Source organism: Pseudoalteromonas sp. SCSIO 43210, assembly GCF_054133285.1.
The window spans coordinates 1,842,154-1,867,992 of sequence record NZ_CP087225.1; the positions used below are offsets into that span (position 1 = coordinate 1,842,154).

The following is a 25,839-nucleotide window of genomic DNA, read 5'->3' on the forward strand; positions in this document are numbered from 1 at the left end:
ATAAAATTATGTATAAAATGACCTTAGCATTATATTTAGTATTCACGAGTATATTTCCTGCATCGGCCTATGCTGGCGAATCGCAAGATTTAGTCGCTATTCAACAGAAGTGGGCTATCGCTAATTATGAACTTAAAGATGACGCGCAAATAGATGCGTTCACGCAATTAAGTGAGCAAAGTGCGTTATTTGTTAAAAACTACCCAAATTTGGCACAAACGCATATTTGGAATGGCATTGTGTTAGCTAGTTTTGCAGGTGCAAAAGGCGGGTTGGGAGCACTTGGTTTAGCAAAAGAGGCAAAAACGTCACTCGAACAGGCGCTCTCAATTGACGGTACAGCACTCGATGGCTCAGCATACGCAAGCCTTGCAACGCTTTACAGTAAAGTACCTGGTTGGCCAATTGGTTTTGGTGATGATGACAAAGCTGAAAAATTATTTAAACAAGCACTCGCTTTTAATCTCGAAGGCATTGATACTAACTACTTATATGGTGAATACTTGTACGATGAAGGCGATTACAAAGAAGCGAAAGCACGTTTGCTAGCAGCCCAAGCTGCGGGTATCCGTGATACTCGCGCTAAAGCAGACAAATATCGTCAACAAGCAATAAGCCAGCTATTGGCAAAAGTAGACAAAAAACTTAAAAGATAAACGACACAATGCATTTATTACTCGTTGAAGACGATCATTTAGTGGCGCAAGGGCTTATTCGCTCTTTGCGCCAAGAGGGCTATAGCGTAGAGCATAGTGGCACAGTAAAACACGCCCTAGAATGCCTTTCTAGTGGTGAAATTGAACTCGTTATTCTCGATTTAGGGTTGCCAGATGGTGACGGTTCACTGGTTTTAAAGCATATTAAAGCACAAAAAAAAGTAATTCCAGTGGTCATTTTAACCGCTCGCGGCAGTATAGACGACAAAGTGCAAGGTCTTGATATGGGCGCTGATGATTACCTTGCAAAGCCGTTCGACCCTGCAGAGTTATTTGCTCGACTACGTGTGGCAAGTCGACGCGTTAATCAAACTCAATCGAGTTTACTGCAATGCGGGGAGGTGGTCATAGACAGCTCTGCTCATACGGTGACACTCAATGGAGAGTCACTGACATTACCGCGTAAAGAATACATGCTTTTAAAAGCGTTAATGGAAAACCAAGGTCGTGTGCAGTCAAAACAACAACTCGAAAACAAACTTTACCAATGGGGTGAAGAAGTCGGCTCTAACGCGATAGAAGTACACATTCACCACCTTAGAAAAAAATTCCCTAGCGACTTTATTAAAACCTTACGTGGCATTGGCTACGTGGTTGGCAAGCGCTAGAGCGTGTTTATCTTTCGAGGTTGAAAATGTCTATTCGTAAACGTCTGACCTTAATTTTACTTTCAATGATGGTGCTAACTTGCTTTTTAGCATTAGTAAAAGGCTATCAAAAAAGTATGCACCACGGCGAAAGTTTGCTTGATGATGAACTTAAAATAGTAGCTGGCGTTTTAATTGAGCAACCATTGGCACTAAGCACAGATGCAGTACAAGTAAGTAATAATAGCGCTCAGTTGTTGTATCAAATTTGGCAAAATAATAATTTACTTAGTGGCTCATCGAGTTTAACGAATAACCAAATTAGTTTTAGCGAGGGCTTTCAAACGGCCAATGTAGCAGGGCAGCGTATGCGGGTATTTGTGATGAGTAAAAACACCCGTAAAATCATCGTTGCTGAACCTATGGCAAAGCGTTTTGAATTAGCTGAAGCCGTTATTTTATCTGCAATGTTACCTATGCTATGGGCAGTCCCTCTGCTTGCTATTTTTATTAGCTTTTTTGTTAAATACGCATTAGCCCCTCTTACTCGATTATCTAAGCAGTTAGCGTCTCGCCAAGCTAACGACTTTACGCCAATTAACTGGCAAGTAACCGACGAGGAAATTAAACCGGTTATTAATCGTTTAAACGACTTATTTAAGCGTGTAGAAACAGCCTACTTACGGGAGAGATTTTTTGCCTCTGATGCAGCCCATGAGTTACGTACCCCGCTTAGTAGTTTAAAAATTAACGTACATAATTTGGCTAATAAACAAAGTAATCTGCAAGACCATCAAGAATTACAAGCTATGTCGCAGGGCATTAATCGCTTAAGTAATATTGTCGAGCAAATGCTAATTTTAGGGCGCACTCAGCCTGAACAATGGCAGAGGCAGTTTAGCGAGCAATCATTGCTAGCGATTACTCAGCAAGTCGTATCGGAGCAATACGACAAAATAGATGAAAAAAACCAAACCATTAGTCTTGAAGGCGATGACTTTATTCTTAATGGTGATGAGTTTACATTAACCACACTCATCGCTAATTTACTTAGCAACGCCATAAAGTACACCCCCAATAATGGTCAAATTATAATTAAATTAGTATCAAGTAATGACGACTTTAGTTGGCAAATTGATGATTCCGGTGCGGGTATGACTGAAGAGCAAAAAGAGCGAATATTCAATCGTTTTTATCGCGTAGGTGGCGATCAGCATCCATCAGGCGAGCAAGGTGCCGGTTTAGGTATGGCGATTGTTCAACACATAATTGCTATTTATGGCGCAACTATTCATTTAGCGAATAGCCCTTTAGGCGGACTAACCGTTAAGGTTACTTTTACGGGAGTAAAAAGTGACTAAACGTTTATTTAATCGGTGCCTTTGTTGTTTGCTATTCTTGTCGTTTAACGCGGCGAGTAAAGAGTACCTTATTATTTTAAAAGATCATTTGTTTTATCCCTCGCAAATTACCATTCCCGCGAATAAAAAAGTCAAACTATTGATAGAAAACCAAGATAGCACACCAGAAGAGTTTGATAGCTTTGATCTAAACAGAGAAAAAGTACTCTACCCAAACCGTAAAAGCATTATTTATATAGGGCCGCTTAGTAAAGGGCATTACGAATTTTTTGGTGAGTTTTCGCCCAATACAGCAAGGGGCGTTGTAATAGTTGGTGATGAGGAGGCGCAGCATGCTAATAACTAGTTTAGTCATGAGCCTTAATCAATTGCTACCTGTGGCTATTTTATTAGTGCTACTACAAGTAGTTAAAAAACAAAGCGCTTTAAAAATAGGATCTGCTTTATTAATTGGCGCGCTCATGTCGTTTTTGTACATGCAAAGTGCATCATGGGTGAGCCAGTGGTTTGAACACCAAGGGCTAGAGTACTCACAAATAGGGCTATGTATTACTATATTTATAGCTGTATTAGTATTTGCAATAAAGCAAAAATCAGCGGCTTTTTATATTGCGGTTATAAGCACAATAACAATGTATTTAAGCCACTATATTATTTACCTCACCAGCTTTTGGCAAAGTAATGATGCAGGGCAAAGCTTATTTATTGGCACTTTATTAGGTGTTGGAATTTGTTTAAGTTTTAGCGTATTGCTGTACTTTTTAATGAATGCAATTAAGCACCGTTTTGGTATGTATCCGCTTTTTACTTTGCTTGCTTTTAACAGCGCGGCTAAGTTATTAGTTGCACTGGATTTGGCAAGCCAAATAGATTTAATTACCAACACCGCAACCGTGTGGGATTTACGTGATTTGTTAAACGAAAACTCTGAGCTAGGCCGCGTACTGCGTGCTCTTGTTGGTTACGAGGCTACCCCTGATCTAATGAGTGTACTTATATATAGTACAAGTAGCGTGATATTTTTATCACTTTGTTATGTTATTTCAGCTTCAATATCTAAGGAACGTGTATGAAAGCACTCAACCTATATTTAGCGCTTAGCTTTACCGTTTTTTGTTTGTTGGTATTCTCAATCCCAGTTAAGGCCGATGGTATTGTTGTTGATAAGGTATATCACCCCTATGTTTTACCTTTTGAGCGAGAGTTTGAATGGCGGTTGGTGTCGCACCAAACAGATAGTGGCAACATACTAGCGCAGCGTTTGGGTGGTGGCGGTGCTATTAACGATACAATGGCACTAGAAGGTTATATAGTTGGTGAGCGAGACGATAACGGCGACTTTGGTTTAGAAGCTTATGAGCTTGAACTACGCTGGCAATTGATTGAGCAAGGTAAATTATGGGCCGATTGGGGGGCATTATTTGAGCTTGAAAAAAAACATAATGAAGATGTGTATGAAGCAACGTCGGGTTTTGTGATAGAAAAAGAGTTTGGTAAAACAAGCTTAACTATGAATGCCTTTTTAGTGTACGAGTGGGGGCAGGATATTCAAAATGAATGGGAAAGTGAGTTTAGAGCGCAATATCGCTATCGATATCGTTCTGCTTTTCAGCCATCTCTTGAAGTTTACGTAGGTGAAGACTTTGTGGGTATAGGTCCAGGGTTTATAGGTTTGCAGCGTTTTGATGGACAAAAGCAGTTAAAATGGGAAGCGGGTTTTATCACTGAGATAAGCCAATCAGAAAAAAATCATAGTTTTAGGCTCGCATTAGAATTTGAATTTTAATAACCAATGATAGCGGTTTTGGTTGTTTATCACTCTGATTATAGATGGGTACTTGACATGTTTTAAAAAATCTATATAGTGGGCTGCAGCTAGAAAGAAAGCATGTAAGCTATAAATCTCCATTTCGATGTTGTATAAGTAATACTTGTAGTACCGTCCTGAAGTTTTTAAAGTACCATCTCATTTTTTGCTACACCCGCTCTTATGAGCATATTTTTTATTTTATATCAGGATATTACAATGTCTAACATCGTATCAGGTACAGTTAAGTGGTTCAACGAGTCTAAAGGTTTTGGTTTCATCGAGCAAGAAAATGGCCCAGACGTTTTTGCACATTTCTCAGCAATCAAAAGCGAAGGTTTCAAAACTTTAGCTGAAGGCCAACGTGTAGAGTTCACTCTTTCACAAGGTCAAAAAGGTCCACAAGCTGATAACATCACAGCTGTATAATTTTACTTTTTAAGTAAAATGAAAAAAAGCGCTTAAGGCGCTTTTTTTGTGTCTAAATTTTGATGAAAGTTACCTGCGTTTATTAGATAAGATCAACTCCACTTATTTACTCACTATACCAACCTGTATAAATCTTTGAGCAATTTAACGAATTAAACTGCATTATAACGTCGTTAAATTTTTATTTAGAGCAACTAGATACAAAAATTTTTGCCCAGTTCTAGCGTAATTTTCTTAACGTTAAATAGATCCCATATAGAAATTAATTATCCTGAATTCCATAAGGTAACGCACTTGTTTTTTCCATTTCAGTGAACGCCTTCTGAAGTGCATTAACAACATTAACGTCTGTTTTTTTATTCGCTGCTAAGTAAGCACCTACAGTGAGTTCGTTTATTCTATATACAAACTTTAAATGGTTGGGTTCAAGTTTTAAATAATCACTTAGCTGTTGCATATAAAGTGGATCGTCTACAACTAAGTCTACTTTTTTAGCGAGCAATAAATCATATGACTTTTGAATGTCGCTAGTGAATACTGCTTCAAAACCTAGTTTTAAAAGAGTCTGTGTAGAGAAGTCATTGCGTTGCATCGCTATTTTGTAGTTTTTAGCTTGCTCGGTACCTTCAATAACTATATCAGTGCGCTCTGAGAGAGCTATAAACCCCAAATCAAATCGTCCCACTTGTGCAATCCAATAAAATTGTTCTTCTCGCTCTGGTGTTCTTGCTAGGCTGTAAATAAAAACGTTGCTTTGCTCGGTTGCTAACTTATAAGCACGCGCCCACGGATACATTTGTATATTAGGTGTTAGCTTAGCCTCTGCAAATATATCTCGAATTAATTGAGTGCCTTCTCCTGTTACTTCACCATCAACCAATACCTGATTCGGTGGTGCTAATTCTGTAACAACAAGCAGTGTTTCTGTTGCTTGAATATGCACAGAGTAAATAAAAAAAAGAAAATAAATAATATATTTCACAATAGCGAATCGTCATTCAGTTAAATATAGTGATATAAGTGTGGCTTAAAATATTGAAAATACAAAAAATTAATCATGAAAATTAGTGACTAAGATATTGGTTTATTTAAATTTGAGTGTAAATATGAATTGTGTGCTGAGTTATGTTTTCACGTTGTAGTAATCAGCCTAGGAGGCTGTGTAACGACGTTCTAAAATGATTTAACCCGCATAATTTTTATGCCAATTAAACTTGGTATGAAGTATTAAAGGATTGATAACTTGAAATATAAAGTACTAAAACGATAAAAGGGCCTTGCGGCCCTTGGTGAAGTATCGTTCAAGTTAGATAGTACTTTAACCCCTTAAAGCAGCTATCTTCTTGTTTTGCAACACCGGTTTCATCTCAATAAGTTTCTAAGCTAGCGAGAGGAAAAACCCAGCAATTGCTGCGCTCATAAGGTTAGCCATAGATCCTGCTAACACTGCTCTGAGCCCTAAGCGCGCGATATCCTTTCGCCGACTAGGCGCCATACCGCCTAATCCACCTAGTAAAATGGCTATCGATGATAAGTTAGCAAACCCACATAAAGCAAAAGTAACAATTGCTTGTGTGTGTGCGCTTAACGTATCGCGATAATTTATAAAGTCTAAGTAAGCAACAAACTCGTTCACTACTATCTTTTGACCAATAAAGCTGCCGGCTATAATTGCTTCATCCCATGGCACACCTAGTAACCATGCAACAGGAGCAAATACATAACCTAATATTTCTTGAAGCGTTAATGTTGGGTAATCAAACCACCCGCCAATACCACCTAATAAACCGTTTAATAGTGCAATTAGCGCTACAAAAGCAAGTAACATTGCACCCACATTAAGTGCTAAATGCATGCCGTTTGCCGCACCTGATGCAGCTGCATCAATTACATTTACAGGCTTATCTTCGTCATCTAAATCTAAATCAGCTAAGTTATCTTTAGGCGTTTCAGTTTCTGGCACAATCATCTTGGCCATTAAAAAACCACCTGGAGCAGCCATAAAGCTCGCTGCTATTAAATACTTAAGCTCAATACCAATAATAACGTAACCGGCCATGACAGAGCCTGCTACAGTGGCTAAGCCACCTACCATCACTGCAAACAATTCCGATTTAGTCATCGTTGCAATAAACGGTTTAACAATAAGAGGGGCTTCAGTTTGGCCAACAAAAATATTCGCCGTTGCTGAAAGTGATTCAGTACGTGAGGTTTTCAATAATTTTTGTAAACCACCGCCTAATATCTTAATAATCCAATCCATAATGCCAAGGTGATATAGCACAGCAACTAATGCTGAGAAAAACACGATAACGGGCAAAACTTGAATTGCAAAAATAAAACCTAATGTATCTTGTGAGGCAAGTGGACCAAATAAAAATCCAATACCATCATTCGCATAACCAATTACCGATGAAACGGCCGCTGACATGCTCGTTAATACATTTTTTCCTGCTTCAAAAAACAGAACAAAACCGCCAATAACAATTTGCATCGCAAATGCTATGCCAACGGTTCTTAAATTAATTGCCTTGCGATTAGTTGACGCAGCAAAGGCAATGCTTAGCAGCACGCACATGCCAACTAAGCTCATAAATGTTGTCATACAAATGTTTCCCGTTGTTATTCTTGTAGTAAATATTTTATCTTACTTTTAATAATATCAATCGCAACACGGTTCATACCGCCTCGAGTCACAACTAAATCGGCGTTATGTTTCGAAGGCTCAATAAATTGATAAAACATCGGTCTAACAGTTGCTTGATATTGCTCAACAACAGATTGTAAAGTTCTGCCTCGTTGTTCCATATCACGCTGCATACGGCGCATTAAGCAAATATCTAAAGGTGTATCTATAAACACCTTAATATCAAATTCTTTATTAAGCGCTTTGTCACTCAATAATAAAATACCTTCAACAATGAGTATTTTTGCAGCAGGCACTCGGCGAGTTTTTTCGCTGCGTGTATGCTGTGCATAGTCATAGGTTGGTACTTCAACTGAGTTACCACAACGAAGTTGCGTTAAATGCTCAAGCATCAACGCATGTTCAAATGCATCAGGATGGTCGTAGTTCGTTTGCGTACGATGAGCCATCGGCAAATGCGACTGATCCTTGTAATAAGCATCTTCTTCAATAATGGCGATAGCGCCTGGTTCAAGCTCGTTAACCAATTCATTGTATATAGTTTGGCTAAAAAGAGATTTGCCCGACGCAGACGCGCCTGCAATAGCTATAATAGTAGTTCGTGTCACTAAAGTTCTCACCCACACAGAAGGATATATTGTTGGTAGATCACAATAGCAAAAAAGACACGATTAATCTCTTTTGCTTCGCTCAAGAATGCAAATTTATAATGTTTAGGTTTTATGAAACAGGACTTTTGTCCTGTACGGAAAATTCAAAGAGCGGATAAAGTAACCACCTAGAAACAAAGTGAGGTCAAAATGGCAAAAGCAATTATCTTAATGGCAGATAGCCTAGGAATCGGTGCAGCACCAGATGCAGATAAATTTGGTGATCTTGGCGCTAACACATTTGCTCACTTACTAAAAGCATATTACGACGAAACTGGCAGTGCACTGTCGCTTCCTAATTTATCTAAATTAGGATTAATAGACGCATGTGAAGCTGCAGGTGGAGAAACCTGTTTAATATCTGATCGCCAAACACCACAAGGTGCATGGGGTTACGCTAAAGAACTTTCTAGCGGAAAAGATACACCATCAGGTCATTGGGAAATGGCAGGCGTACCTGTGTTGTTTGATTGGGGATATTTTCCAAAAACACAGCCGAGTTTTCCACAAGAGTTTATTGACGAGTTTATAGCTCGCACAGGTATTCCTGGTATTTTAGGCAACTGCCATGCATCGGGAACGACCATTTTAGAACAGCTAGGTGAAGAACACGTAAAAACAGGTAAACCAATCTGTTACACCTCAGCTGATAGCGTGTTTCAAATAGCCGCGCATGAAAAATCATTCGGCCTAGAGAAGCTTTATCAAGTTTGCGAAATCGCACGGGCGCTACTTGATGAAATGAATATAGGACGAGTGATTGCGCGGCCATTTTTGGGTTCAAATAGCCAAGACTTTGCTCGAACGGGTAATCGTCGTGACTACTCAGTACTTCCGCCAGCACCCACATTGCTAGACGTATTAGCAAAAGACGGCGGCGAAGTAATTAGTATTGGTAAAATTTCAGATATTTACGCGCATCAGGGCATAACCCAAAAGCATAAAGCACCTGGGCTTATGAACTTGCTAGAAAAAACCAGCGAAGTAATGAAAAGCGCGCCAGATCGCAGCTTAATTTTTACTAACCTAGTTGATTTTGATGAAAAATTTGGTCATCGCCGTAACCCAGTAGGTTACGCAAAAGCATTAAAAGAGTTTGATGACTATTTACCAACTATACTAAATCAGTTAGACGCAGATGACATATTAATGATCACTGCAGATCACGGTTGTGACCCAACCTTTCCAGGTTCTGAGCATACTCGTGAATACGTACCTGTTATTGCATATAAACCAGGTATGATTAATACACCGTTAGGTGAACGCAACAGTTTTGCAGATATAGGCCAAACCCTAGCACAGTGGTTTAGTTTACCTGCACTTGATTACGGCGACAGCTTTTTAAATGAGCTAACAATGCCAAATAAAAAGGAAAACAATTAATGAGTACTCCGCATATCAGTGCAAACGTTGGTGATTTCGCCGAAACAGTATTAATGCCAGGCGATCCGCTACGTGCGCAATATATTGCTGAAAACTTTTTAGATGATGCAGTACAAGTTACAGGCGTTCGTAACATGTACGGTTTCACTGGTACTTACAAAGGTAAGCCAGTAAGCATCATGGGTTCAGGTATGGGCATTCCATCAATGTCTATTTATGCTCGTGAGCTAATTGTAAGCTTTGGCGTTAAAAATATTATACGTATTGGTACGTGTGGCGGTATTGGCACAGATATCAAAATCCGTGACGTAATTTTTGCACAAGGTGCAAGCACAGATTCTAACGTAAATCGTGCACGTGTACGTGGCTACGATTTTTCTGCAATTGCTAACTTTGATTTACTTTTAAACGGCGTAAACGCTGCAAAAGAGCTAGGAATTGAAGCAAAAGTAGGTAACGTATTTACAACCGACACTTTCTATCAAGCAGACGACTCGTTCTATAAAGATTTAGACAAGTTAGGCATGCTAGCAGTAGATATGGAAACGGCGGGTTTATATGGCGTTGCAGCTGAATACGGCGCAAACGCAATGGCATTATTTACAGTAAGCGACCACGTAATCACCGGTGAAGCAACACCTGCTGATGAGCGTCAAAGCACGTTTAACGAAATGGTTAAAATTGCATTAGAGTCAATAGCTTAAATAATACATAACAGTTCCTTGGTAACGTATTCACTAAGTTTTGGAGACACGCCCAAAGTGAAGTGAGACTAACCTCCAAAGCCGCATCTAATGCGGCTTTTTTTATGCGCGTCTACAAGGCAAAACCTAACTTGTTGTAGACGTAGAGCTTGCTCACGTTAGAAGCGCAGCTTCTCATTACTTAACATACTCAAGCGATCACTCTAAAAGCGTTGCTTTAAACGCCAGCAAGCTGCGCGCTACAAGGTAAACTTGGCTTATTGTTGTAGACGTAGAGCTTGCTCACGTTAGAAGCGCAGCTTCTCATTACTTAATATACTCAAGCTATCACTCTAAAAGCGTTGCTTTTAAACGCCAGCAAGCTGCACGTCTACAAGGTGAACTTGGCTTATTGTTGTAGACGTAGAGCTTGCTCACGTTAGAAGCGCAGCTTCTCATGACTTAATATACTCAAGCTATCACTCTAAAAGCCTTGCTTTTAAACGCCAGCAACCTGCGCGTCTACAAGGTGCAACTTGGCTTATTGTTGTAGACGTAGAGCTTGCTCACGTTAGAAGCGCAGCTTCTCATTACTTAATATACTCAAGCTATCACTCTAAAAGCCTTGCTTTTAAACGCCAGCAAGCTGCGCGTCTACAAGGTAAACTTGGCTTATTGTTGTAGACGTAGAGCTTGCTCACGTTAGAAGCGCAGCTTCTCATTACTTAATATACTCAATAAAAGAGTTGCTTTTAAACGCCAGCAAGCTGCGCGTCTACATAGGAAGCTTGGCTTTTTGTGGTAGACGTAGAGCTTGCTCACGTTAGAAGCGTAGCTTCTCATTACTTAATATACTCAAGCTATCACATTAAAAGCTTTGCTTTAAACGCCAGCAAGCTGCGCGTCTACAAGGTGCAACTTGGCTTGTTGTTGTAGACGTAGAGCTTGCTCACGTTAGAAGCGCAGCTTCTCATGACTTAATATACTTAAACTATCACTCTAAAAGCCTTGCTTTAAACGCCAGCAAGCTGCGCGCTACAAGGTAAACTTGGCTTATTGTTGTAGACGTAGAGCTTGCTCACGTTAGAAGCGCAGCTTCTCATGACTTAATATACTCAAGCTATCACTCTAAAAGCCTTGCTTTTAAACGCCAGCAAGCTGCGCGTCTACAAGGTGCATATTGTTTTGTATAAAAATCATCAGCGCTTTGTATAACTATTACCTAGTTAATGCTAGTGTTTAAAGCACATACATTTTTATAATTTACTGGATTAACCGCTAAATTGTGGAGTTAAATATGTCTAATTGGGTTGATGCAACTGTAAAAAAAGTAACATGGTGGAACGAAACGCTTTTTAGCTTAACGGTTAATGCCGATGTAGAGCCATTTAAAGCAGGGCAGTTTACTAAGCTTTCAATAATTGAGGATGATAAACGCATTGCGCGTGCATATTCATACGTTAATTCACCCGATAGCTCAGCTCTAGAGTTTTATCTTATCAACGTAGCTGACGGGCTTTTATCACCGCGCTTAGCAAAACTACAGCCAGGCGACAACGTACTAATTGAGCGCCGTGCAACAGGTTTTTTTACACTTGACGAAATTCCACAAAGTGAGCAGCTGTGGATGTTAGGCACTGGCACAGCAATCGGACCATTTTTATCAATATTGCAACAATCTGAGGTATGGCAAAAGTATCAGCATATAAACTTAGTGCATGGCGTACGTTTTAATAGTGATTTAAGTTACCAGCCGCTTATAAATGAGCTTTTAAAAGCTTACCCAGCACAACTTAATTATATACCTGTTGTGAGCCGAGAAGAGCCGTTAGAGGGCTTACATGGGCGTATTACTGATGCAATTCAAAGTAGTCGCCTATTTGATAAAGTAAAATTAGATCCAGCACCAAATAATGCCCAATTTATGATTTGTGGCAATCCACAAATGGTAAAAGACACAACCGAACTTCTTATAGGGAAAAGCTTTAAGCGTAACAGGCGCAGAGAGCCTGGACATATAACAGTCGAACAGTACTGGTAAGTGGCTGAATGACTACCCGCAAACTCTAAAATTTGTTATGTTGCACCACATTACGCGTTTAGTGTTCATATTAGGAAAGTTATGAAACCGTTATCAATTATTTTAGCTTCATTAATCACCACAGTTGCATTGATTAGTTATGCCTCAGATCAACAACCTGAAGTAACCGAGCCAAAACTCAAAAGTGCAGAGCAAGTTGTTACAAATAAAGGTGACTCAGTCTCAAAAAATACCAACACAGATAACTTTGCAACTGAAATAGATGCTAACGATAAAATTAATACTCTTGAATACAAAGCGCCCGAACTTAAAAAACCGGTAATCGACACCGCTAAAACAGATGATTCAAAAGTATTCGGTAACGAAGCACCACAGCCAGTAGAAAAGCCAAAAAATAAAGTAGAGAAAGCAGTGGCTGTTGCTGAGGCCGAAAAAGCAGTTACGCAAGCTAAAGAGGCACTTACTACTAAGCAGCAAACTAAGGCAAAGCAGTCACGTGAGTCACTTGCCGTGGTTGAGCAATTGGTCAACGCTTACAACGCACGTAACATTGAAGAGTTTATTCGCGTGTACTCTGAAGATGTAGAGTTTTATATTTTCCCAAATGAGCTATTATTTAAAGGTAAAGAAAAACTAATCGCACGTTATGGGCTAATGTTTAAAAAACTCAAATGTATTCACTCATCGCCAATTAAGCGCATAGTGCATGGTGACATAGTAATAGATCATGAGTTATCAGAAACATGCTCCACTGATAAAAACGTTGTAGATAAACGTTCAGAGTTAATTTCGAGCTATCAAATTAAAGACGGGAAAATAATACGCGTCTTATTTTTCCGTTAAAGGACTGTTATGCAAATAAGTGACGAAAGAAAAATTCGCTTAATGTACCGAGTTGAACCAGGCTGCTTAGGGCCTGATGGTGCTAACCATATAGAAGATTTTTGCCGTTTTGCTAACAAGCATATTAAATCGCCTTATTACGGCTTGTTTGTCTTTTTACCTCGTTACGATAAACAAAAAGATGAGCGTCAATACAGTGTAAATAGCCGTAACTTATCGCAAGTACAAGCTAAGGCGTACTTAAATCATTTTGATATTGATATAGATAATTTTGAAGAGCAGCTCGACGAGCTGCTCGCTAAAGCAATAGATTTATATTTTAAACGTTAAAATGCACTGCATGCAGCATACTATAAATTTAATTGTATTCCAGACGCTTCACCAGCCACAATTGTATTAAAGCTCTCGTTATCGTGTAAGCTTGCAAATGCACTTTCGTGTAATAGTTCATTACGTAAATTAGGCGAGTAATCTAGTGCCATTTTAATATCTGCTAGGGCATCTGCATGCTCATGTATTAGGGCAAAAGCACAGGCTCTTTGCCAGTATGCGTAGCCATAATCACTATCTATATCAATGGCTTGATTGCATAGTTCAATTGCTTGCGCTGTTTCGTTAATTTCCAGTAGTGCGTCAGCTTTATAAGCTATTGCTTCTACATCTTCTGGTTTACGTTTTAAAATTTCATCAAATATTTCAATTTTATTTGCAAAATCACTTTCTAAATTGGCGCGCATCCATAGCGAATGAACCTCGTTGGTAACCGATATACGTTCTTGGTTACTGAGTATTTCTTCAGAGCGTACACGCAGTTTTTCTTCAAGAATTTTTAATCTGTCTTCGTATTCATCCGTAATTACACTTACGCGTGTATTTACAATATCTTCTACTTTATTTTTAACATCACGTAGCGAGTTCCAACCCACTAAAACCAAAATAGATGCCGTGGCAGTAATAATAAAAAACACATTATTAATGGTATCGGTTGTGTATGTGAGCGCACGATCAGCGGTATCTAGTTGGGCGTGGGTAACTTGTTTAGTTACATCTTCACGTAGCTTTTGTTGATCTTGTCGTACTGCTTTTAGTTCATCTAAAACGTAGCGTTCTAAAAGTGGTTTATACATAGGCTCCTTTAGTTGGCTAAGGGCATGTTGTTGTTCTTGCGCAGTGAGCACTTCTGGCCTTTGTTCTGCTGCGTTCACAGTAGCCAAAAAAAATGTAAAACAAACAAAAAGTAAGGATATGTAATAACGCATTGGTATGCCTAGTTAAATTAATTACGAGTGTAACTTTAACACGCACAGCTAAAAGGCACAAAGCTAGTGAAGCCAAAAATTTTACAAAAAAAAGCCAGTTCAAGGTGAACTGGCCAAAACTGCTAAAACAACAAAAGTTGCAGGGAAATACAGGAGATAAATTGCATACTAACTGAATTTAGCTGAACAATTACTTAACTCAATTCAGTTAGTTAAAATAAGAAGATACACAAGGTATCTGGTTTATAAAGTAAAGGTGTATTGGGCTTAAGTAATACACCTTTATCGTTATAACTATAATTTCATGGTGAAGGGGGATATTCCAATGTGCGCTTAAGTAAATCAAAGCCACTTTTGAGCCCTTCACTTATCAATACGCCGAAATTTTTCAGTGCGATCACAGGTCTTCTAAAAAAGTTAAGATAAATATTTTAATCTCGTATTTTAAATACAGTTAGAAAGTGCAGTAAAAAGTATGCACAACTAACTATCCATCAAAATTATAAATGACAGCAATCGTTTTAAACAGCCGTTCGGTGCTGGTATAGCATAATTTATAAGCCTATATTAAATACACATAAGTATTTAGGCCGGTGTACTAAGTTATAAACCAACTAAATAAAATAACCGTTACTTTTGTACTATAAGGATTTCAGAATGAGCAACCCTAAAGCAGGCCAATGTCCGGTCATGCATGGTAGTAATACTAAAACGTCTAATCCAAATACCGATTGGTGGCCAAACGCCCTTAACTTAGACATACTTCATCAACACGATACAAAAACGACTCCATATGACAGCGATTTCAACTACGCTGAAGCATTTAAAACACTAGATTTAGAAGCCTTAAAAACCGATTTAAAACACTTAATGACGCAAAGCCAGCAGTGGTGGCCAGCCGATTGGGGCCATTACGGTGGTTTAATGATTCGCATGGCATGGCACTCAGCAGGATCATACAGACTAGCTGACGGGCGTGGTGGTGGCAGTACAGCTAATCAGCGTTTTGCTCCGCTAAATTCATGGCCTGATAATGGCAATCTCGATAAAGCGCGTCGTTTATTATGGCCAATTAAGAAAAAATACGGCAATAAACTCTCGTGGGCCGACTTAATTATTTTAGCGGGCAACATGGCATACGAATCAATGGGTTTAAAAACCTTTGGGTTTGCAGGCGGGCGCGAAGATATTTGGCATCCTGAAAAAGACGTATATTGGGGAGCCGAAAAAGAATGGCTCGCACCAAGCGACGGACGCTACGCCAATGTAGACAAGCCAGACACAATGGAAAACCCGTTAGCCGCAGTACAAATGGGCTTAATTTACGTTAACCCAGAAGGTGTTAATGGTGTACCCGATCCACTTAAAACAGCAGCACAAGTTCGCGAAACGTTTGCGCGTATGGCAATGGACGATGAAGAAACAGCAGCACTTACCGTAGGTGGGCATACCGTAGGTAAAACGCATGGTAACGGTAAAGCCGAAAACCTAGGGCCAGAGCCAGAGGCTGCTGATGTACACGAGCAAGGTCTTGGTTGGAACAACACCACAACACGTGGTATTGGTCGCGATACAGTAACTTCTGGTATTGAAGGGGCATGGACTACCCATCCAACTAAATGGGATAACGACTACTGTAAACTACTGTTAAGCTACGAATGGGAATTAACAAAAAGCCCAGCAGGCGCTCATCAGTGGGAACCGGTTAATATTAAAGAAGAAGACAAGCCTGTTGATGTAGAAGATCCATCAATTCGTTTAAACCCAATAATGACTGATGCCGATATGGCCATGAAAATGGATCCAGCGTATCGTAAAATTATTGAGCGTTTTTATAACGATTTTGATTACTTCTCAGATGTGTTTGCTCGTGCTTGGTTTAAATTAACTCACCGCGATTTAGGTCCTAAATCACGTTATTTAGGTGCCGATGTGCCAAGCGAGGATCTTATTTGGCAAGACCCAGTACCTACCGTTGACTACACACTCACAAACGCCGAAATTAGTGATTTAAAAGCAACATTACTTAGTTGCGGCGTTAGCGCTGCTGATTTAATTAGCACGGCATGGGACAGTGCTCGTACTTATCGTGGTTCTGATCACCGTGGTGGCGCAAATGGCGCACGTATTCGCTTAGCACCGCAAAAAGATTGGCAAGGTAACGAACCAACACGTTTAGCAAATGTACTAGCTGCACTTGAAAAAGTACAAGCAGGTTTAAACAAGCAAGTTAGCATCGCCGACTTAATTGTTTTAGGCGGAACAGCCGCAGTAGAACAAGCAGCTAAAAGCGCTGGTGTTGATGTAACCGTACCGTTCGCGCCAGGACGAGGGGACGCAACAGACGAAATGACCGATGCCGAATCGTTTGATGTGCTTGAACCCATTCATGACGGCTTTAGAAACTGGCTGAAAAAAGACTATGTAGTATCCGCGGAAGAGCTTTTACTAGAGCGTAGCCAGTTGATGGGTTTAAGTGCACCAGAAATGTCAGTATTACTTGGTGGCATGCGCGTGTTAGGCACTAACCACAATGGCAGTCAGCATGGCGTATTTACAAGTAATGTCGGCACCTTAAGTAATGACTTTTTTGTAAACTTAACGGATATGGCGTACCGCTGGGAGCCTACTGAAAAAGGGTTGTACAATCTTGTAGAGCGTACAAGCGGCGTAACTAAATGGACTGCAACACGTGTTGATTTAGTATTTGGCTCAAACTCGGTTTTACGTGCACTTGCTGAGTTCTATGCGCAAGACGACAACAAAGAACGCTTTGTTCACGACTTCGTAAATGCATGGGTAAAAGTAATGAATACCGACAGGTTTGATATTAAATAATCTGTGCGATGAACATAAAAAAGGGGAAGTAATTAATTACTCCCCCTTTTTTATTTATAACGCAGTGGCAAACATATATTTGTAGACGTCGAGCTTGCTCACGTGAGAAGCGAGAGCTTCTAATCATTGAATCACACAACCTAAAAACTACGTTTTACACGCCAGCAAGCTGTGCTTATACCCAAGTTTCAGAATATGATTTGTAGACGTTGAGCTTGCTCACGTTAGAAGCAAGGCTTCTAATTACTTAATATCCTAAAAACCGCATTTTTACACGTCAGCAAGCTGTGCGTCTACAGGGTTTATACCCAAGTTTTAGAATATGATTTGTAGACGTCGAGCTTGCTCACGTGAGAAGCAAGGCTTCTCATTGCTTTGTATATAGGAGTAAATGTATGTGTGGTTTGAATTTTGTAGACGTCGAGCTTGCTCACGTTAGAAGCAAAGCTTCTCATTACTTAAATATGCCATTATAAATATACGCAGTCCCAAAATGGATATTCTCCAACCTCATTTACAAGCTTAGCACGTAAAGGGTTTGCAACAATATAACGTGCCTGGTTAATTAAATCCTCTTCAGTTCTAAGTTGATGCTCAAAATAGTTTTGCTGCCAAATTGACCCATTAGAATAATTAAACTTATTAATATTCACTGTGGTAATACTTTTATATTGCCTCACAACATCATTAAGAGGTAAATCTTTTAATTGAAACAACCAATGTAAATGATCTGGCATTAACGTATAGCAAATAGTATTTACCTTGTTTTGCATATAAACCAATCCTCTTATTGCTATACATGCACTTTCAAAATTTTTGAATATCTGAGTTCTTTTTTTAGTACATATTGTGACAGAGTAAAATTGGTTTTCGCAGGTGTAGCGCCCAGTTAATAGTTTTTTAGATGAATACATAAAGATTTTAATTTATTGGGTTTTTATAAATATAGATAAAACGCACTGTTCAACAAGTTATATGGTGTACCTTGAAGTAAACGTGAGCTTGCTCACTACGTTTTTATACGCCAGCAAGCTGTGCGTCTACAGGGCTTATACCCAAGTTTCAGAATATGACTTGTAGACGTCGAGCTTGCTCACGTGAGAAGCAAAGCTTCTCATTACTTAATACCCTAAAAACTACGTTTTACTCGCTAGCAAGCTGTGCGTCTACAGGGTTTATACCCAAGTTTCAGAATATGACTTGTAGACGTCGAGCTTGCTCACGTGAGAAGCAAAGCTTCTCATTGCTTAATACCCTAAAAACTGCGTTTTTACACGCCAGCAAGCTGTGCGTCTACAGGGTTTATACCCAAGTTTCAGAATATGATTTGTAGACGTAGAGCTTGCTCACGTGAGAAGCAAGGCTTCTCATTGCTTAATACCCTAAAAACTGCGTTTTTACACGCCAGCAAGCTGTGCGTCTACAGGGGTTATGCAAAAATCCCCAAATTCACTATTTACCACCCATAAAAAAACGGCGCTAAATTTAGCACCGTTTTTAAAAGTAATGAGAAAAATTTACGCTTTTTTCTCTTCACAACTTGAAAGGTATTCGTCAAACGTACCCTGGAAGTCGATTACTTTTTTATCTTTAATATCAATGATACGCGTCGCTAATGACGATACGAACTCACGGTCATGGCTTACAAAAATTAGCGTGCCTTCAAAGTCTTTAAGCGCATTGTTAAGCGCTTCAATGGCTTCCATATCCATGTGGTTAGTTGGTTCGTCCATAACAAGAACGTTAACGTCTTGCATCATTAACTTACCGAATAACAAACGGTTTTTTTCACCACCCGAACAGTTGCGCGCTTTTTTATTTGAATCGTCAGCTGTAAACAACAAACGACCCAGCATGCCGCGTACCATTAAATCGTTATGATTAACTGTGCGCCACTGCGACATCCAATCAAACAAGGTTAAATCGTTATCAAAATCTTTAGTGCTGTCTTGCGGGCAATAACCAAAGGTCGCATTTTCAGACCATTTAATTTCGCCCTCTAAACTTTTAAGCTCGTTAACTAAACAACGTAAAAAAGTAGTTTTACCTACCCCGTTTTCGCCAATAACAGCAAGCTTAGCGCCAGCTTCTAGTAGTAGGTCGCCGCCAGTGAATAACTTTTCGCCATCAAAACCATGGCCAAGCTTGTTAACTTCAAGCGCTTGACGATACATTTTTTTACCTTCGTCAAACGAAAGCGATGGACTCATACGACTCGACGATTTAACTTCATCAAGTTTAATTTTATCCATTTTTTTAGCGCGTGAACTTGCTTGTTTTGCTTTTGAAGCATTAGCACCAAAACGGTTAACAAAGTCTTGTAGCTCGTCAATTTCAGCGCTCTTTTTAGCATTTTCAGCTAAAAGTTGCTCGCGCTGCAGCCCTGCTGCTTCTAAAAACTTCTCGTAGTTACCAGGATAAATACGCAGCTCGCCATAATCTATATCGGCCATATGTGTACATACAGAGTTTAAAAAGTGACGGTCATGCGAAATAATAATCATCGTACATTTACGCTTGTTAAGCTCGTTGGCAAGCCACGTAATTGTATGAATATCCAAGTTATTGGTAGGCTCATCGAGTAGCAGTATGTCTGGGTTTGCAAATAACGCTTGTGCTAAAAGCACACGTAACTTCCAACCAGGTGCAACGTTTGCCATTAATCCATAATGAAATTCTTTATCGATACCCGCTTCTAGCAAAATTTCTTCAGCGCGGCTTTCTGCCGTGTAACCGTCCATTTCAGCAAATACGCTTTCAAGTTCAGCTACTTTCATACCATCGTCTTCGCTCATTTCTGGCAAAGAGTAAATACGTTCGCGTTCTTGCTTTACTTTCCAAAGCTCAACGTCACCCATAATTACAGCGTCTACAACGCTATACTCTTCAAAGGCAAACTGGTCTTGGCTTAGGTTACCTACTTTTAACCCTGGAGTAATAGATACATTACCCGCGCTTGGCACAAGCGCCCCGCTTAAAATCTTCATGAAAGTCGACTTGCCGCAACCGTTAGCGCCAATTAAACCGTAACGGTTGCCGTTACCAAATTTAGCTGAAATGTTTTCAAACAACGGCTCTGCGCCAAACTGCATCGTAATATTTGCGGTGGAGATCAAAAAAGGTAATCCTAGATAAGTACTGACAGGAGTACGCTGCAGCAACACGCCACAAACAAGAACCAGACAATAGGGTAAATTAGCTGGCGAATTATACAGATCAGCCAAGAGGAAGGGAAGATAAAAGGCGCTTTAAATTAAAGCAAAAACAGATAGCGATAAGTGATTTTACAGCTCAAAACAGTTAATAAGTTTGGTAAATACGTTCTGTGGCCTTTTTATTTTTTTGAATTAATTGATTAATAACCGATAGTTCATCAAGCGTAACCGTTTTTTTACTCAGCATTAAATGCACAGGGGCTTTATTAAAAAATGCCATATTAGTAACCGGTTCAATATTTAATGATTGTTTCAAAAAAAATAGCCCCGACAAAGCGTCTTCAATCACAAAATCTACCCGCTGTTTATTAAGCATTTCAAAGCGCTTATCGGCGGTCGAAATAAGCACAACTTGCTTAGGATATGCTTTTTTAAGTTGCTCGAACTGCGCGCCATAATAACTACCTCGATTAACGGCAATACTAAAGCCTTGGCTAAATAGTTGTTCAATTGAACTTAAATTAGGGGAAAGCGTATTTTTATAAAGCAGCATAACCTCGTCACGGTAGCTTTGGCTAAAATACGCAAATTCGCTTCGTTTTTTAGTTTTAGTTGCCGCAAACATAATATCTATACGGCCTTGCTTTAACTCTTCTTGTGCGCGTAAAGAGCTAGGTAATACGCTAAATTTCAAGCAAAAAGGGGAGCCTTTAAACAACGTTTTTATAACGTTAATTTCAATACCCGACAACACCCCGTTTTTTAGCTCAACATAAGGTGGCCAGTAATTTTCATTTGTGCCAACTTCAAAAGTTTTATTACATGCGTGCGTATTAAAGGTACTTAACAGTAATACAGCAAAAACGACTATTATAGTTTTCATTACACTCCAATTAATTGCGCTTGCGGTTATAGCTGGCAATTAAACATTACTCAAATAGCGCCTTAAGTGCCGTTTGATTGTTTTTTATGTGTTTATTTATTACTTCAAGCTCTTCAACCGACACCGTATCTTTGCTTAGCATTAAATGTATTGCGTCTTTATTTATAAATTTGATATTTTTAACCGGTGCTAAGTTTGAGCTTCGTTTAATAAAATAAGCACTCGCTAGCTCATCTTCAATTGCAAAATCAATACGTTGCTTATTAAGCATTTCGAAGCGCTTGCTCACTGCGCTGGTGTACTCAATTTGTTTTTTATACGTTGTTTTATATTGTTCAAATTCTTCACCGTAATAACTACCAAAGTTAGCGCCTACAGTAAGGCCTTGCTTAAAAATATCTTCTAAGCTATCAACATTGTGCTGGTTGTTTTTGTTTTCGTATAAACGCATTACCTCCGTACGGTAACTTTCACTAAAATGAACATATTTAGCACGATTATCGGTATAGCTAGCCGCCCAGCCTAAATCAATTCGGCCATGTTTAAGCTCAACAAAAGCGCGCTTTGAATTAGGCAGTAATTCAACCTTAAAACAAAAAGGCGAGCCGGCAAATATAATGTTAAGTGCATCTACCTCTGCGCCTTGTAATTCACCATTAATACCTAACACATATGGCGGCCAAAATGCATCGTGCGATGCAACACTTAAAGTTCTTTCGCAAGCAAACACAGTAGGCGACACGTTAAAAATTAAGCAAATAAATAGGGTTATTAGTTTATTCATTACGCCTCTAATACAATTAATTATTGTTTGTTTTTAATACAGTATAAACTAGCTTGAGCATTTTAGTGCTGGGGTTGTGTAAAAATGTAAATAGCTCACTAAGCAGAGAAAGGTAGCTGAGCGTTTAAGTTTAACAATTGCACTTATTTTATAAACTTAAGAAAAAATATTGTTGCTAACTTTATCAATCGGTACACTACAAATAAATTTATGAATAGTAGAGCAAGTTATGTCGCCAACCAAAATACGTAACGATGTTGTAAAACTCAGTGAATTGAGCACTAAAAAACCAGATTATTACTTTATTCAGGGTTATTTAATGGGGTTGGGTGTATTACCACAAATGCTTAACCCTAGTGAGTGGCAACCAGATCTATTTGGAGATCTTAATGTTCAAAATGCGACTGAACTAAAATACTTAGAAAGCTTAATGGCTCTGTATAACCAGTGCATGGAAAAAGTAATTCAAAACGAATTAAAAATGCCTGCTAAGTGTAGCCTATCTAAACAAGATTACCGTGATTCACTAAAACCTAATATGCCCCTACCAAGTTACTGTAAAGGGGTTTTACAGGCGCTTAAACATATAAATAAACGCATGCTCGATGCAGAGCAAAAACAGGCCCTTAATAACCTAAACAGCGTTTTAAAAGCATTTTCTAGTGAAAAAGCAGCAGCAAAAGAATTTGGTGAATTTGCCCAATATAACGCCCAAGAATATAAACGTAATTATGTTTATTTTATGGCCGACGCTATTTTTGAACTTCGATTTAGTAACGACCTAACTTTAAGTGACGAAGATGAGGCTGTATTTAACAACAGCTTTTTAGACGAAGAACCAAATGAGTTAGATGAGCTTGATGAATTACTTGGACTTGTACTCGCCGATACAGAGCTAAAAGCGCTTGAGCCAATGCAAATGTTGCTAGAAATCATGGAAGGTGGGCTTATAACTAAGCAATTTATTAAAGACAATGCTGGGCATTTTTGGGGACTACAAGAAACTCGCCCCTATATGATGCTTCGCGCGCATCGAGCAAAAATACACGCACTGCATGGTTATACCGTAAAAGCACAATCAGAACTCGAAGAGTTACTAAAGCTAAACCCAAACGATAATCAAGCAAACCGCTTTTTATTAATGAACTGCCTAATTATAAATAAAGAGTGGGAGAAGTTAGAGGCTTTATTAGCCGACTTTGACTTTCAAGAACTACACGCAACAGCAAGCCGTGCGCTAAGTGCTTTTGTAATGCATGGCGATTCAAAACCCGCAAACGATTACAAAAAAATGCTCCAGCAGCAAAATAAACACTTTACCAAAATACTCACCGGGCAAGAAAAACTAAAAGAACAACAGCCACCATATTACAGCCCAGGCAGTAAAGAAGAGGTGGGTGTTTACCTTGAGTCGTTAGGTAAACAGGCATGGATTTCGGTTCCCGCGAGTCTTTTTTGGCTAAGAAAAAAGTAATAACTAAACGCGTAAAAAGTACTAAGCGTGATTTATATCGCGCTTAGTACTCACATCAGCGCTTAATAATAACAGCGTATTAATTTAAAAATTTCTACTTATTAAACCTGTATTTAATGCACTTGTTCCTGTAGATTGAACAAATAATGAATGCAGTATTAACAGTGCCTTAGCTGTTAGACGATTAGCCAAGGAGCGGTGAGTCTCGTGTCAAACGCCACACTTACTTATTACAATCAAAATGCCAAAGCCTTTAGCGACTCAACACTAAACGTTGATATGTCGGCGCTTTATGCTGAGTTTTTACCGCACGTAGCACAACACGGGAGTATTTTAGATGCCGGTTGTGGCAGTGCACGCGATGCCGCATTTTTTAAAGCGCAGGGTTTCACTGTAAGTGCGTTTGATGCAAGCCCAGAGCTGGCAGAGTTGGCAAGCAGTTATTTACAACAACTTGTAGCGGTTAAAACATTCCAACAGCTAAATTGTGTAAATCAATACGACGGTATTTGGTGCTGCGCTAGTTTATTGCACGTTCCAAAAGCTGAGTTACCGCAGGTGTTTTTAAACCTACAAAATGCGCTTAAACCCAATGGTGTTTTGTATGTATCGTTTAAATATGGCGAGTCAGAGCGTGTGCATAATGGTCGTGAATTTACCGATTTAAACGAAAATGCTTTAACGCATTTACTTAGTCATACGCAGTTAAAAGCGATTAAACAATGGCAAAGCGTTGACAAGCGCCCAGAGCGCGAAAGTGAAGTGTGGCTAAATGCGCTTATAAAAGTAGTGCACGTTTTATGATTGGAGCAATGCAGCAACAGCTCGACTTTATTGCTTATATTCAGCGCTTATTAGTTGAAGGTGATTTTAGTGCTACTTATAAGTTTGCACTTTTACATGCACTGGCTGATATTAGTATCGAAAAACATCACGCTGATCCACAAGCACAGTTACAAATAAAATTTGATGAATTAGTCGATAAATTTATTACCTTATATTGGCACCAAGCATCGCCATTTGGCGCAACTGGTAACAATACAGAGCAACTACTTTTACAAAATACCGACTCCAGTAAACAAGCCAAAATTATAACTACGCTTCATGATGCAAAATTAAATAATATAAATTCAATTAGCCAATTAAAAAAGAGCCAAGGTTGGAAAAATATACGCAGCTCAACATTAAAAACCATTAAAGAGGGCCCGCTATGGTTATTACAAAAATTAAATGGCAAAGAAGAGTGTTTTTTGTATCCCCATATAAAAGGCCAATCATACATCACGTTAAATGCAGGTATTGCTAGCTGCTTTAGGCGTTTTTACGACCTAGTTGTTTATTTAGCAAAAAACGCATGGCTGCAAAAAATTCAAAGTATAAAACACAACCAAGCGCTTATTGGCCCGCAAAGCCAACTACACGAATTTTTATTTGGCGTAGACCGTAACGCACTCACTAAAGCCAAACCTATTTTAGTAGAGTTGCAATCAAACACCTGTTTTTATTGCCAAAAGCTAATGAAAAACGCTATTGAGGTTGATCACTTTATACCGTTTTCCCGCTACGCAAATGATTTAGGTCATAACTTTGTGGCAGCACATAGCACCTGTAATAACAGTAAAAGCGATTTTTTAGCCGCCCAACTGTACCGCGAACGCTGGCAAGAACAAAATTTAGTGACTAATAGCCAGCATTTAACAAATGAACTTAGTGATTTCTTTAATTGTGATTCAGATAAGTCACTTGCAGTAAGTAATTGGGCATATCAGGTTGCACAGGTTAACAGTGCAAAGTTATGGATAAAAAAAGGTTATTTTGAAGAAGCGGCTAGTTTTAAATATAAGCAACCAAGTACAGGGCTTGATTTAGTAGCGGAAGAAAAGCCAAGGTATGACGTGTAAGGCAGAATTTGTAGTTCGTGCTGTAGGCGGGAGTTTATCACGCGCTTTAACTTGTAGGCGCTGAGCTTGCTCGCGCGAAAAGCGAAGCTTTTAAACTTCGGTGTAATTAATGTGTAGGTGCGATTTTATATCGCGCTCATAAATTGGTGTTTTGATGTGGGTTTAAAGGATTAAAAAAACCTCTATTCGAGGTTATATCGCGTTGGCGATGGCAACCAAAGGGCGGCATTTGAGAAATATTTTGACATTGTATGAGGTAATTCGTCCATGAAGCTGGGTTCCTGTCAGCATCCATGCTTCCACTTCCTCGTGCTGCGAAGCTTCGCTTCGGTCACTCGTCACCCACGGCGCACCCGAGGATCACACTTTATCTTCAACTTACGTTAATGATGTGAACG

24 protein-coding genes are annotated in these 25,839 nt (G+C 39.2%); 16 read left to right on the forward strand and 8 right to left on the reverse strand.

All coding sequences use genetic code 11. From position 1 onward, the window contains the following. Positions 1-8 precede the first annotated feature (8 nt). From LOS73_RS07910 to LOS73_RS07940, 7 genes are all read left to right on the forward strand, one after another. On the forward strand, positions 9-656 hold the full coding sequence (locus tag LOS73_RS07910) for a tetratricopeptide repeat protein (protein WP_007376648.1): 648 nt from the start codon (positions 9-11) through the stop codon (positions 654-656). 8 nt (positions 657-664) lie between these two features. Next, on the forward strand, positions 665-1,324 hold the full coding sequence (locus LOS73_RS07915; protein WP_033028661.1) for a response regulator: 660 nt from the start codon (positions 665-667) through the stop codon (positions 1,322-1,324). Positions 1,325-1,350: 26 nt separating this feature from the next. Next, entirely contained in the window at positions 1,351-2,664 is a 1,314-nt protein-coding gene (locus LOS73_RS07920) for an ATP-binding protein (protein WP_033028662.1), read from the forward strand. Next, entirely contained in the window at positions 2,657-3,010 is a 354-nt protein-coding gene (locus LOS73_RS07925; protein ID WP_033028663.1) for a cupredoxin domain-containing protein, read from the forward strand. Before LOS73_RS07920 ends, LOS73_RS07925 begins: the two co-directional genes overlap by 8 nt. Beyond that, entirely contained in the window at positions 2,997-3,737 is a 741-nt protein-coding gene (locus tag LOS73_RS07930) for a hypothetical protein (RefSeq protein WP_033037956.1), read from the forward strand. The genes LOS73_RS07925 and LOS73_RS07930 overlap by 14 nt, the downstream gene beginning before the upstream one ends. Continuing rightward, positions 3,734-4,450: a hypothetical protein gene (locus tag LOS73_RS07935; RefSeq protein ID WP_033028665.1), complete on the forward strand. Its 717-nt coding sequence runs from the start codon at positions 3,734-3,736 to the stop codon at positions 4,448-4,450. Before LOS73_RS07930 ends, LOS73_RS07935 begins: the two co-directional genes overlap by 4 nt. Before the next feature lie 240 nt (positions 4,451-4,690). Beyond that, positions 4,691-4,900, forward strand: coding sequence for a cold-shock protein (locus tag LOS73_RS07940; RefSeq protein WP_002959120.1), 210 nt, complete (start codon positions 4,691-4,693; stop codon positions 4,898-4,900). Positions 4,901-5,162: 262 nt separating this feature from the next. Here the strand turns inward: LOS73_RS07940 and LOS73_RS07945 are convergent, their stop codons facing one another. From LOS73_RS07945 to udk, 3 genes are all read right to left on the reverse strand, one after another. Then, a complete protein-coding gene (locus LOS73_RS07945) occupies positions 5,163-5,882 on the reverse strand; it encodes a substrate-binding periplasmic protein (protein WP_239462863.1) in 720 nt (239 codons plus the stop codon). Positions 5,883-6,278: 396 nt separating this feature from the next. Beyond that, on the reverse strand, positions 6,279-7,505 hold the full coding sequence (locus LOS73_RS07950; protein WP_007376641.1) for a NupC/NupG family nucleoside CNT transporter: 1,227 nt from the start codon (positions 7,503-7,505) through the stop codon (positions 6,279-6,281). Positions 7,506-7,522: 17 nt separating this feature from the next. Then, complete coding sequence (gene udk, locus LOS73_RS07955; protein WP_007376640.1) at positions 7,523-8,155, reverse strand: uridine kinase; 633 nt, start codon at positions 8,153-8,155, stop codon at positions 7,523-7,525. A gap of 192 nt (positions 8,156-8,347) precedes the next feature. On the opposite strand from udk, the gene LOS73_RS07960 reads away from it, so the two are divergent. From LOS73_RS07960 to LOS73_RS07980, 5 genes are all read left to right on the forward strand, one after another. After that, the gene (locus LOS73_RS07960) at positions 8,348-9,580 is read left to right on the forward strand and encodes a phosphopentomutase (protein WP_033028666.1); all 1,233 of its coding nucleotides are present in this window, start codon (positions 8,348-8,350) and stop codon (positions 9,578-9,580) included. After that, positions 9,580-10,284, forward strand: a complete 705-nt coding sequence (gene deoD, locus LOS73_RS07965; RefSeq protein ID WP_007376638.1) for a purine-nucleoside phosphorylase — start codon at positions 9,580-9,582, stop codon at positions 10,282-10,284. Before LOS73_RS07960 ends, deoD begins: the two co-directional genes overlap by 1 nt. A gap of 1,276 nt (positions 10,285-11,560) precedes the next feature. Continuing rightward, complete coding sequence (locus LOS73_RS07970; protein WP_007379034.1) at positions 11,561-12,304, forward strand: ferredoxin--NADP reductase; 744 nt, start codon at positions 11,561-11,563, stop codon at positions 12,302-12,304. A gap of 81 nt (positions 12,305-12,385) precedes the next feature. After that, entirely contained in the window at positions 12,386-13,147 is a 762-nt protein-coding gene (locus LOS73_RS07975; protein WP_007379035.1) for a nuclear transport factor 2 family protein, read from the forward strand. A 9-nt stretch (positions 13,148-13,156) separates the two neighbouring features. Continuing rightward, positions 13,157-13,477, forward strand: a complete 321-nt coding sequence (locus tag LOS73_RS07980) for a hypothetical protein (protein ID WP_007379036.1) — start codon at positions 13,157-13,159, stop codon at positions 13,475-13,477. Positions 13,478-13,497: 20 nt separating this feature from the next. Here the strand turns inward: LOS73_RS07980 and LOS73_RS07985 are convergent, their stop codons facing one another. Beyond that, a complete protein-coding gene (locus tag LOS73_RS07985; RefSeq protein WP_033016400.1) occupies positions 13,498-14,406 on the reverse strand; it encodes a tetratricopeptide repeat protein in 909 nt (302 codons plus the stop codon). 657 nt (positions 14,407-15,063) lie between these two features. On the opposite strand from LOS73_RS07985, the gene katG reads away from it, so the two are divergent. Beyond that, complete coding sequence (gene katG, locus LOS73_RS07990; RefSeq protein WP_457934792.1) at positions 15,064-17,244, forward strand: catalase/peroxidase HPI; 2,181 nt, start codon at positions 15,064-15,066, stop codon at positions 17,242-17,244. Positions 17,245-17,714: 470 nt separating this feature from the next. Here katG and LOS73_RS07995 read toward each other — a convergent pair whose 3' ends face one another. The 4 genes from LOS73_RS07995 to LOS73_RS08010 form a co-directional block, all read right to left on the reverse strand. Further along, positions 17,715-18,158, reverse strand: coding sequence for an REP-associated tyrosine transposase (locus LOS73_RS07995; RefSeq protein ID WP_083503362.1), 444 nt, complete (start codon positions 18,156-18,158; stop codon positions 17,715-17,717). A gap of 603 nt (positions 18,159-18,761) precedes the next feature. Next, a complete protein-coding gene (locus tag LOS73_RS08000; RefSeq protein WP_081824564.1) occupies positions 18,762-20,360 on the reverse strand; it encodes an ABC-F family ATPase in 1,599 nt (532 codons plus the stop codon). Positions 20,361-20,544: 184 nt separating this feature from the next. Beyond that, entirely contained in the window at positions 20,545-21,282 is a 738-nt protein-coding gene (locus LOS73_RS08005) for a substrate-binding periplasmic protein (RefSeq protein ID WP_008136841.1), read from the reverse strand. A 46-nt stretch (positions 21,283-21,328) separates the two neighbouring features. Continuing rightward, complete coding sequence (locus LOS73_RS08010; RefSeq protein ID WP_033030064.1) at positions 21,329-22,066, reverse strand: substrate-binding periplasmic protein; 738 nt, start codon at positions 22,064-22,066, stop codon at positions 21,329-21,331. A 229-nt stretch (positions 22,067-22,295) separates the two neighbouring features. Between LOS73_RS08010 and LOS73_RS08015 the strand changes: the two genes are divergently transcribed. From LOS73_RS08015 to LOS73_RS08025, 3 genes are all read left to right on the forward strand, one after another. Then, positions 22,296-23,540: a UPF0149 family protein gene (locus LOS73_RS08015; RefSeq protein ID WP_033030061.1), complete on the forward strand. Its 1,245-nt coding sequence runs from the start codon at positions 22,296-22,298 to the stop codon at positions 23,538-23,540. 207 nt (positions 23,541-23,747) lie between these two features. Then, positions 23,748-24,344, forward strand: a complete 597-nt coding sequence (locus LOS73_RS08020) for a class I SAM-dependent methyltransferase (RefSeq protein WP_033030057.1) — start codon at positions 23,748-23,750, stop codon at positions 24,342-24,344. After that, the gene (locus LOS73_RS08025) at positions 24,341-25,441 is read left to right on the forward strand and encodes an HNH endonuclease (RefSeq protein WP_457934793.1); all 1,101 of its coding nucleotides are present in this window, start codon (positions 24,341-24,343) and stop codon (positions 25,439-25,441) included. Before LOS73_RS08020 ends, LOS73_RS08025 begins: the two co-directional genes overlap by 4 nt. Positions 25,442-25,839: the final 398 nt, after the last annotated feature.

What these genes read in the sequence shown, in the direction of transcription:
- LOS73_RS07910 (WP_007376648.1), top strand. Translation starts at nt 9, where the DNA reads ATGTATAAAATGACCTTAGCATTATATTTAGTATTCACGAGTATATTT.
- LOS73_RS07915 (WP_033028661.1), top strand. Translation starts at nt 665, where the DNA reads ATGCATTTATTACTCGTTGAAGACGATCATTTAGTGGCGCAAGGGCTT.
- LOS73_RS07920 (WP_033028662.1), top strand. Translation starts at nt 1,351, where the DNA reads ATGTCTATTCGTAAACGTCTGACCTTAATTTTACTTTCAATGATGGTG.
- LOS73_RS07930 (WP_033037956.1), top strand. Translation starts at nt 2,997, where the DNA reads ATGCTAATAACTAGTTTAGTCATGAGCCTTAATCAATTGCTACCTGTG.
- LOS73_RS07935 (WP_033028665.1), top strand. Translation starts at nt 3,734, where the DNA reads ATGAAAGCACTCAACCTATATTTAGCGCTTAGCTTTACCGTTTTTTGT.
- LOS73_RS07940 (WP_002959120.1), top strand. Translation starts at nt 4,691, where the DNA reads ATGTCTAACATCGTATCAGGTACAGTTAAGTGGTTCAACGAGTCTAAA.
- LOS73_RS07950 (WP_007376641.1), bottom strand. Translation starts at nt 7,505, where the DNA reads ATGACAACATTTATGAGCTTAGTTGGCATGTGCGTGCTGCTAAGCATT.
- LOS73_RS07960 (WP_033028666.1), top strand. Translation starts at nt 8,348, where the DNA reads ATGGCAAAAGCAATTATCTTAATGGCAGATAGCCTAGGAATCGGTGCA.
- deoD (WP_007376638.1), top strand. Translation starts at nt 9,580, where the DNA reads ATGAGTACTCCGCATATCAGTGCAAACGTTGGTGATTTCGCCGAAACA.
- LOS73_RS07970 (WP_007379034.1), top strand. Translation starts at nt 11,561, where the DNA reads ATGTCTAATTGGGTTGATGCAACTGTAAAAAAAGTAACATGGTGGAAC.
- LOS73_RS07975 (WP_007379035.1), top strand. Translation starts at nt 12,386, where the DNA reads ATGAAACCGTTATCAATTATTTTAGCTTCATTAATCACCACAGTTGCA.
- LOS73_RS07980 (WP_007379036.1), top strand. Translation starts at nt 13,157, where the DNA reads ATGCAAATAAGTGACGAAAGAAAAATTCGCTTAATGTACCGAGTTGAA.
- LOS73_RS07985 (WP_033016400.1), bottom strand. Translation starts at nt 14,406, where the DNA reads ATGCGTTATTACATATCCTTACTTTTTGTTTGTTTTACATTTTTTTTG.
- katG (WP_457934792.1), top strand. Translation starts at nt 15,064, where the DNA reads ATGAGCAACCCTAAAGCAGGCCAATGTCCGGTCATGCATGGTAGTAAT.
- LOS73_RS07995 (WP_083503362.1), bottom strand. Translation starts at nt 18,158, where the DNA reads ATGTATTCATCTAAAAAACTATTAACTGGGCGCTACACCTGCGAAAAC.
- LOS73_RS08005 (WP_008136841.1), bottom strand. Translation starts at nt 21,282, where the DNA reads ATGAAAACTATAATAGTCGTTTTTGCTGTATTACTGTTAAGTACCTTT.
- LOS73_RS08010 (WP_033030064.1), bottom strand. Translation starts at nt 22,066, where the DNA reads ATGAATAAACTAATAACCCTATTTATTTGCTTAATTTTTAACGTGTCG.
- LOS73_RS08015 (WP_033030061.1), top strand. Translation starts at nt 22,296, where the DNA reads ATGTCGCCAACCAAAATACGTAACGATGTTGTAAAACTCAGTGAATTG.
- LOS73_RS08025 (WP_457934793.1), top strand. Translation starts at nt 24,341, where the DNA reads ATGATTGGAGCAATGCAGCAACAGCTCGACTTTATTGCTTATATTCAG.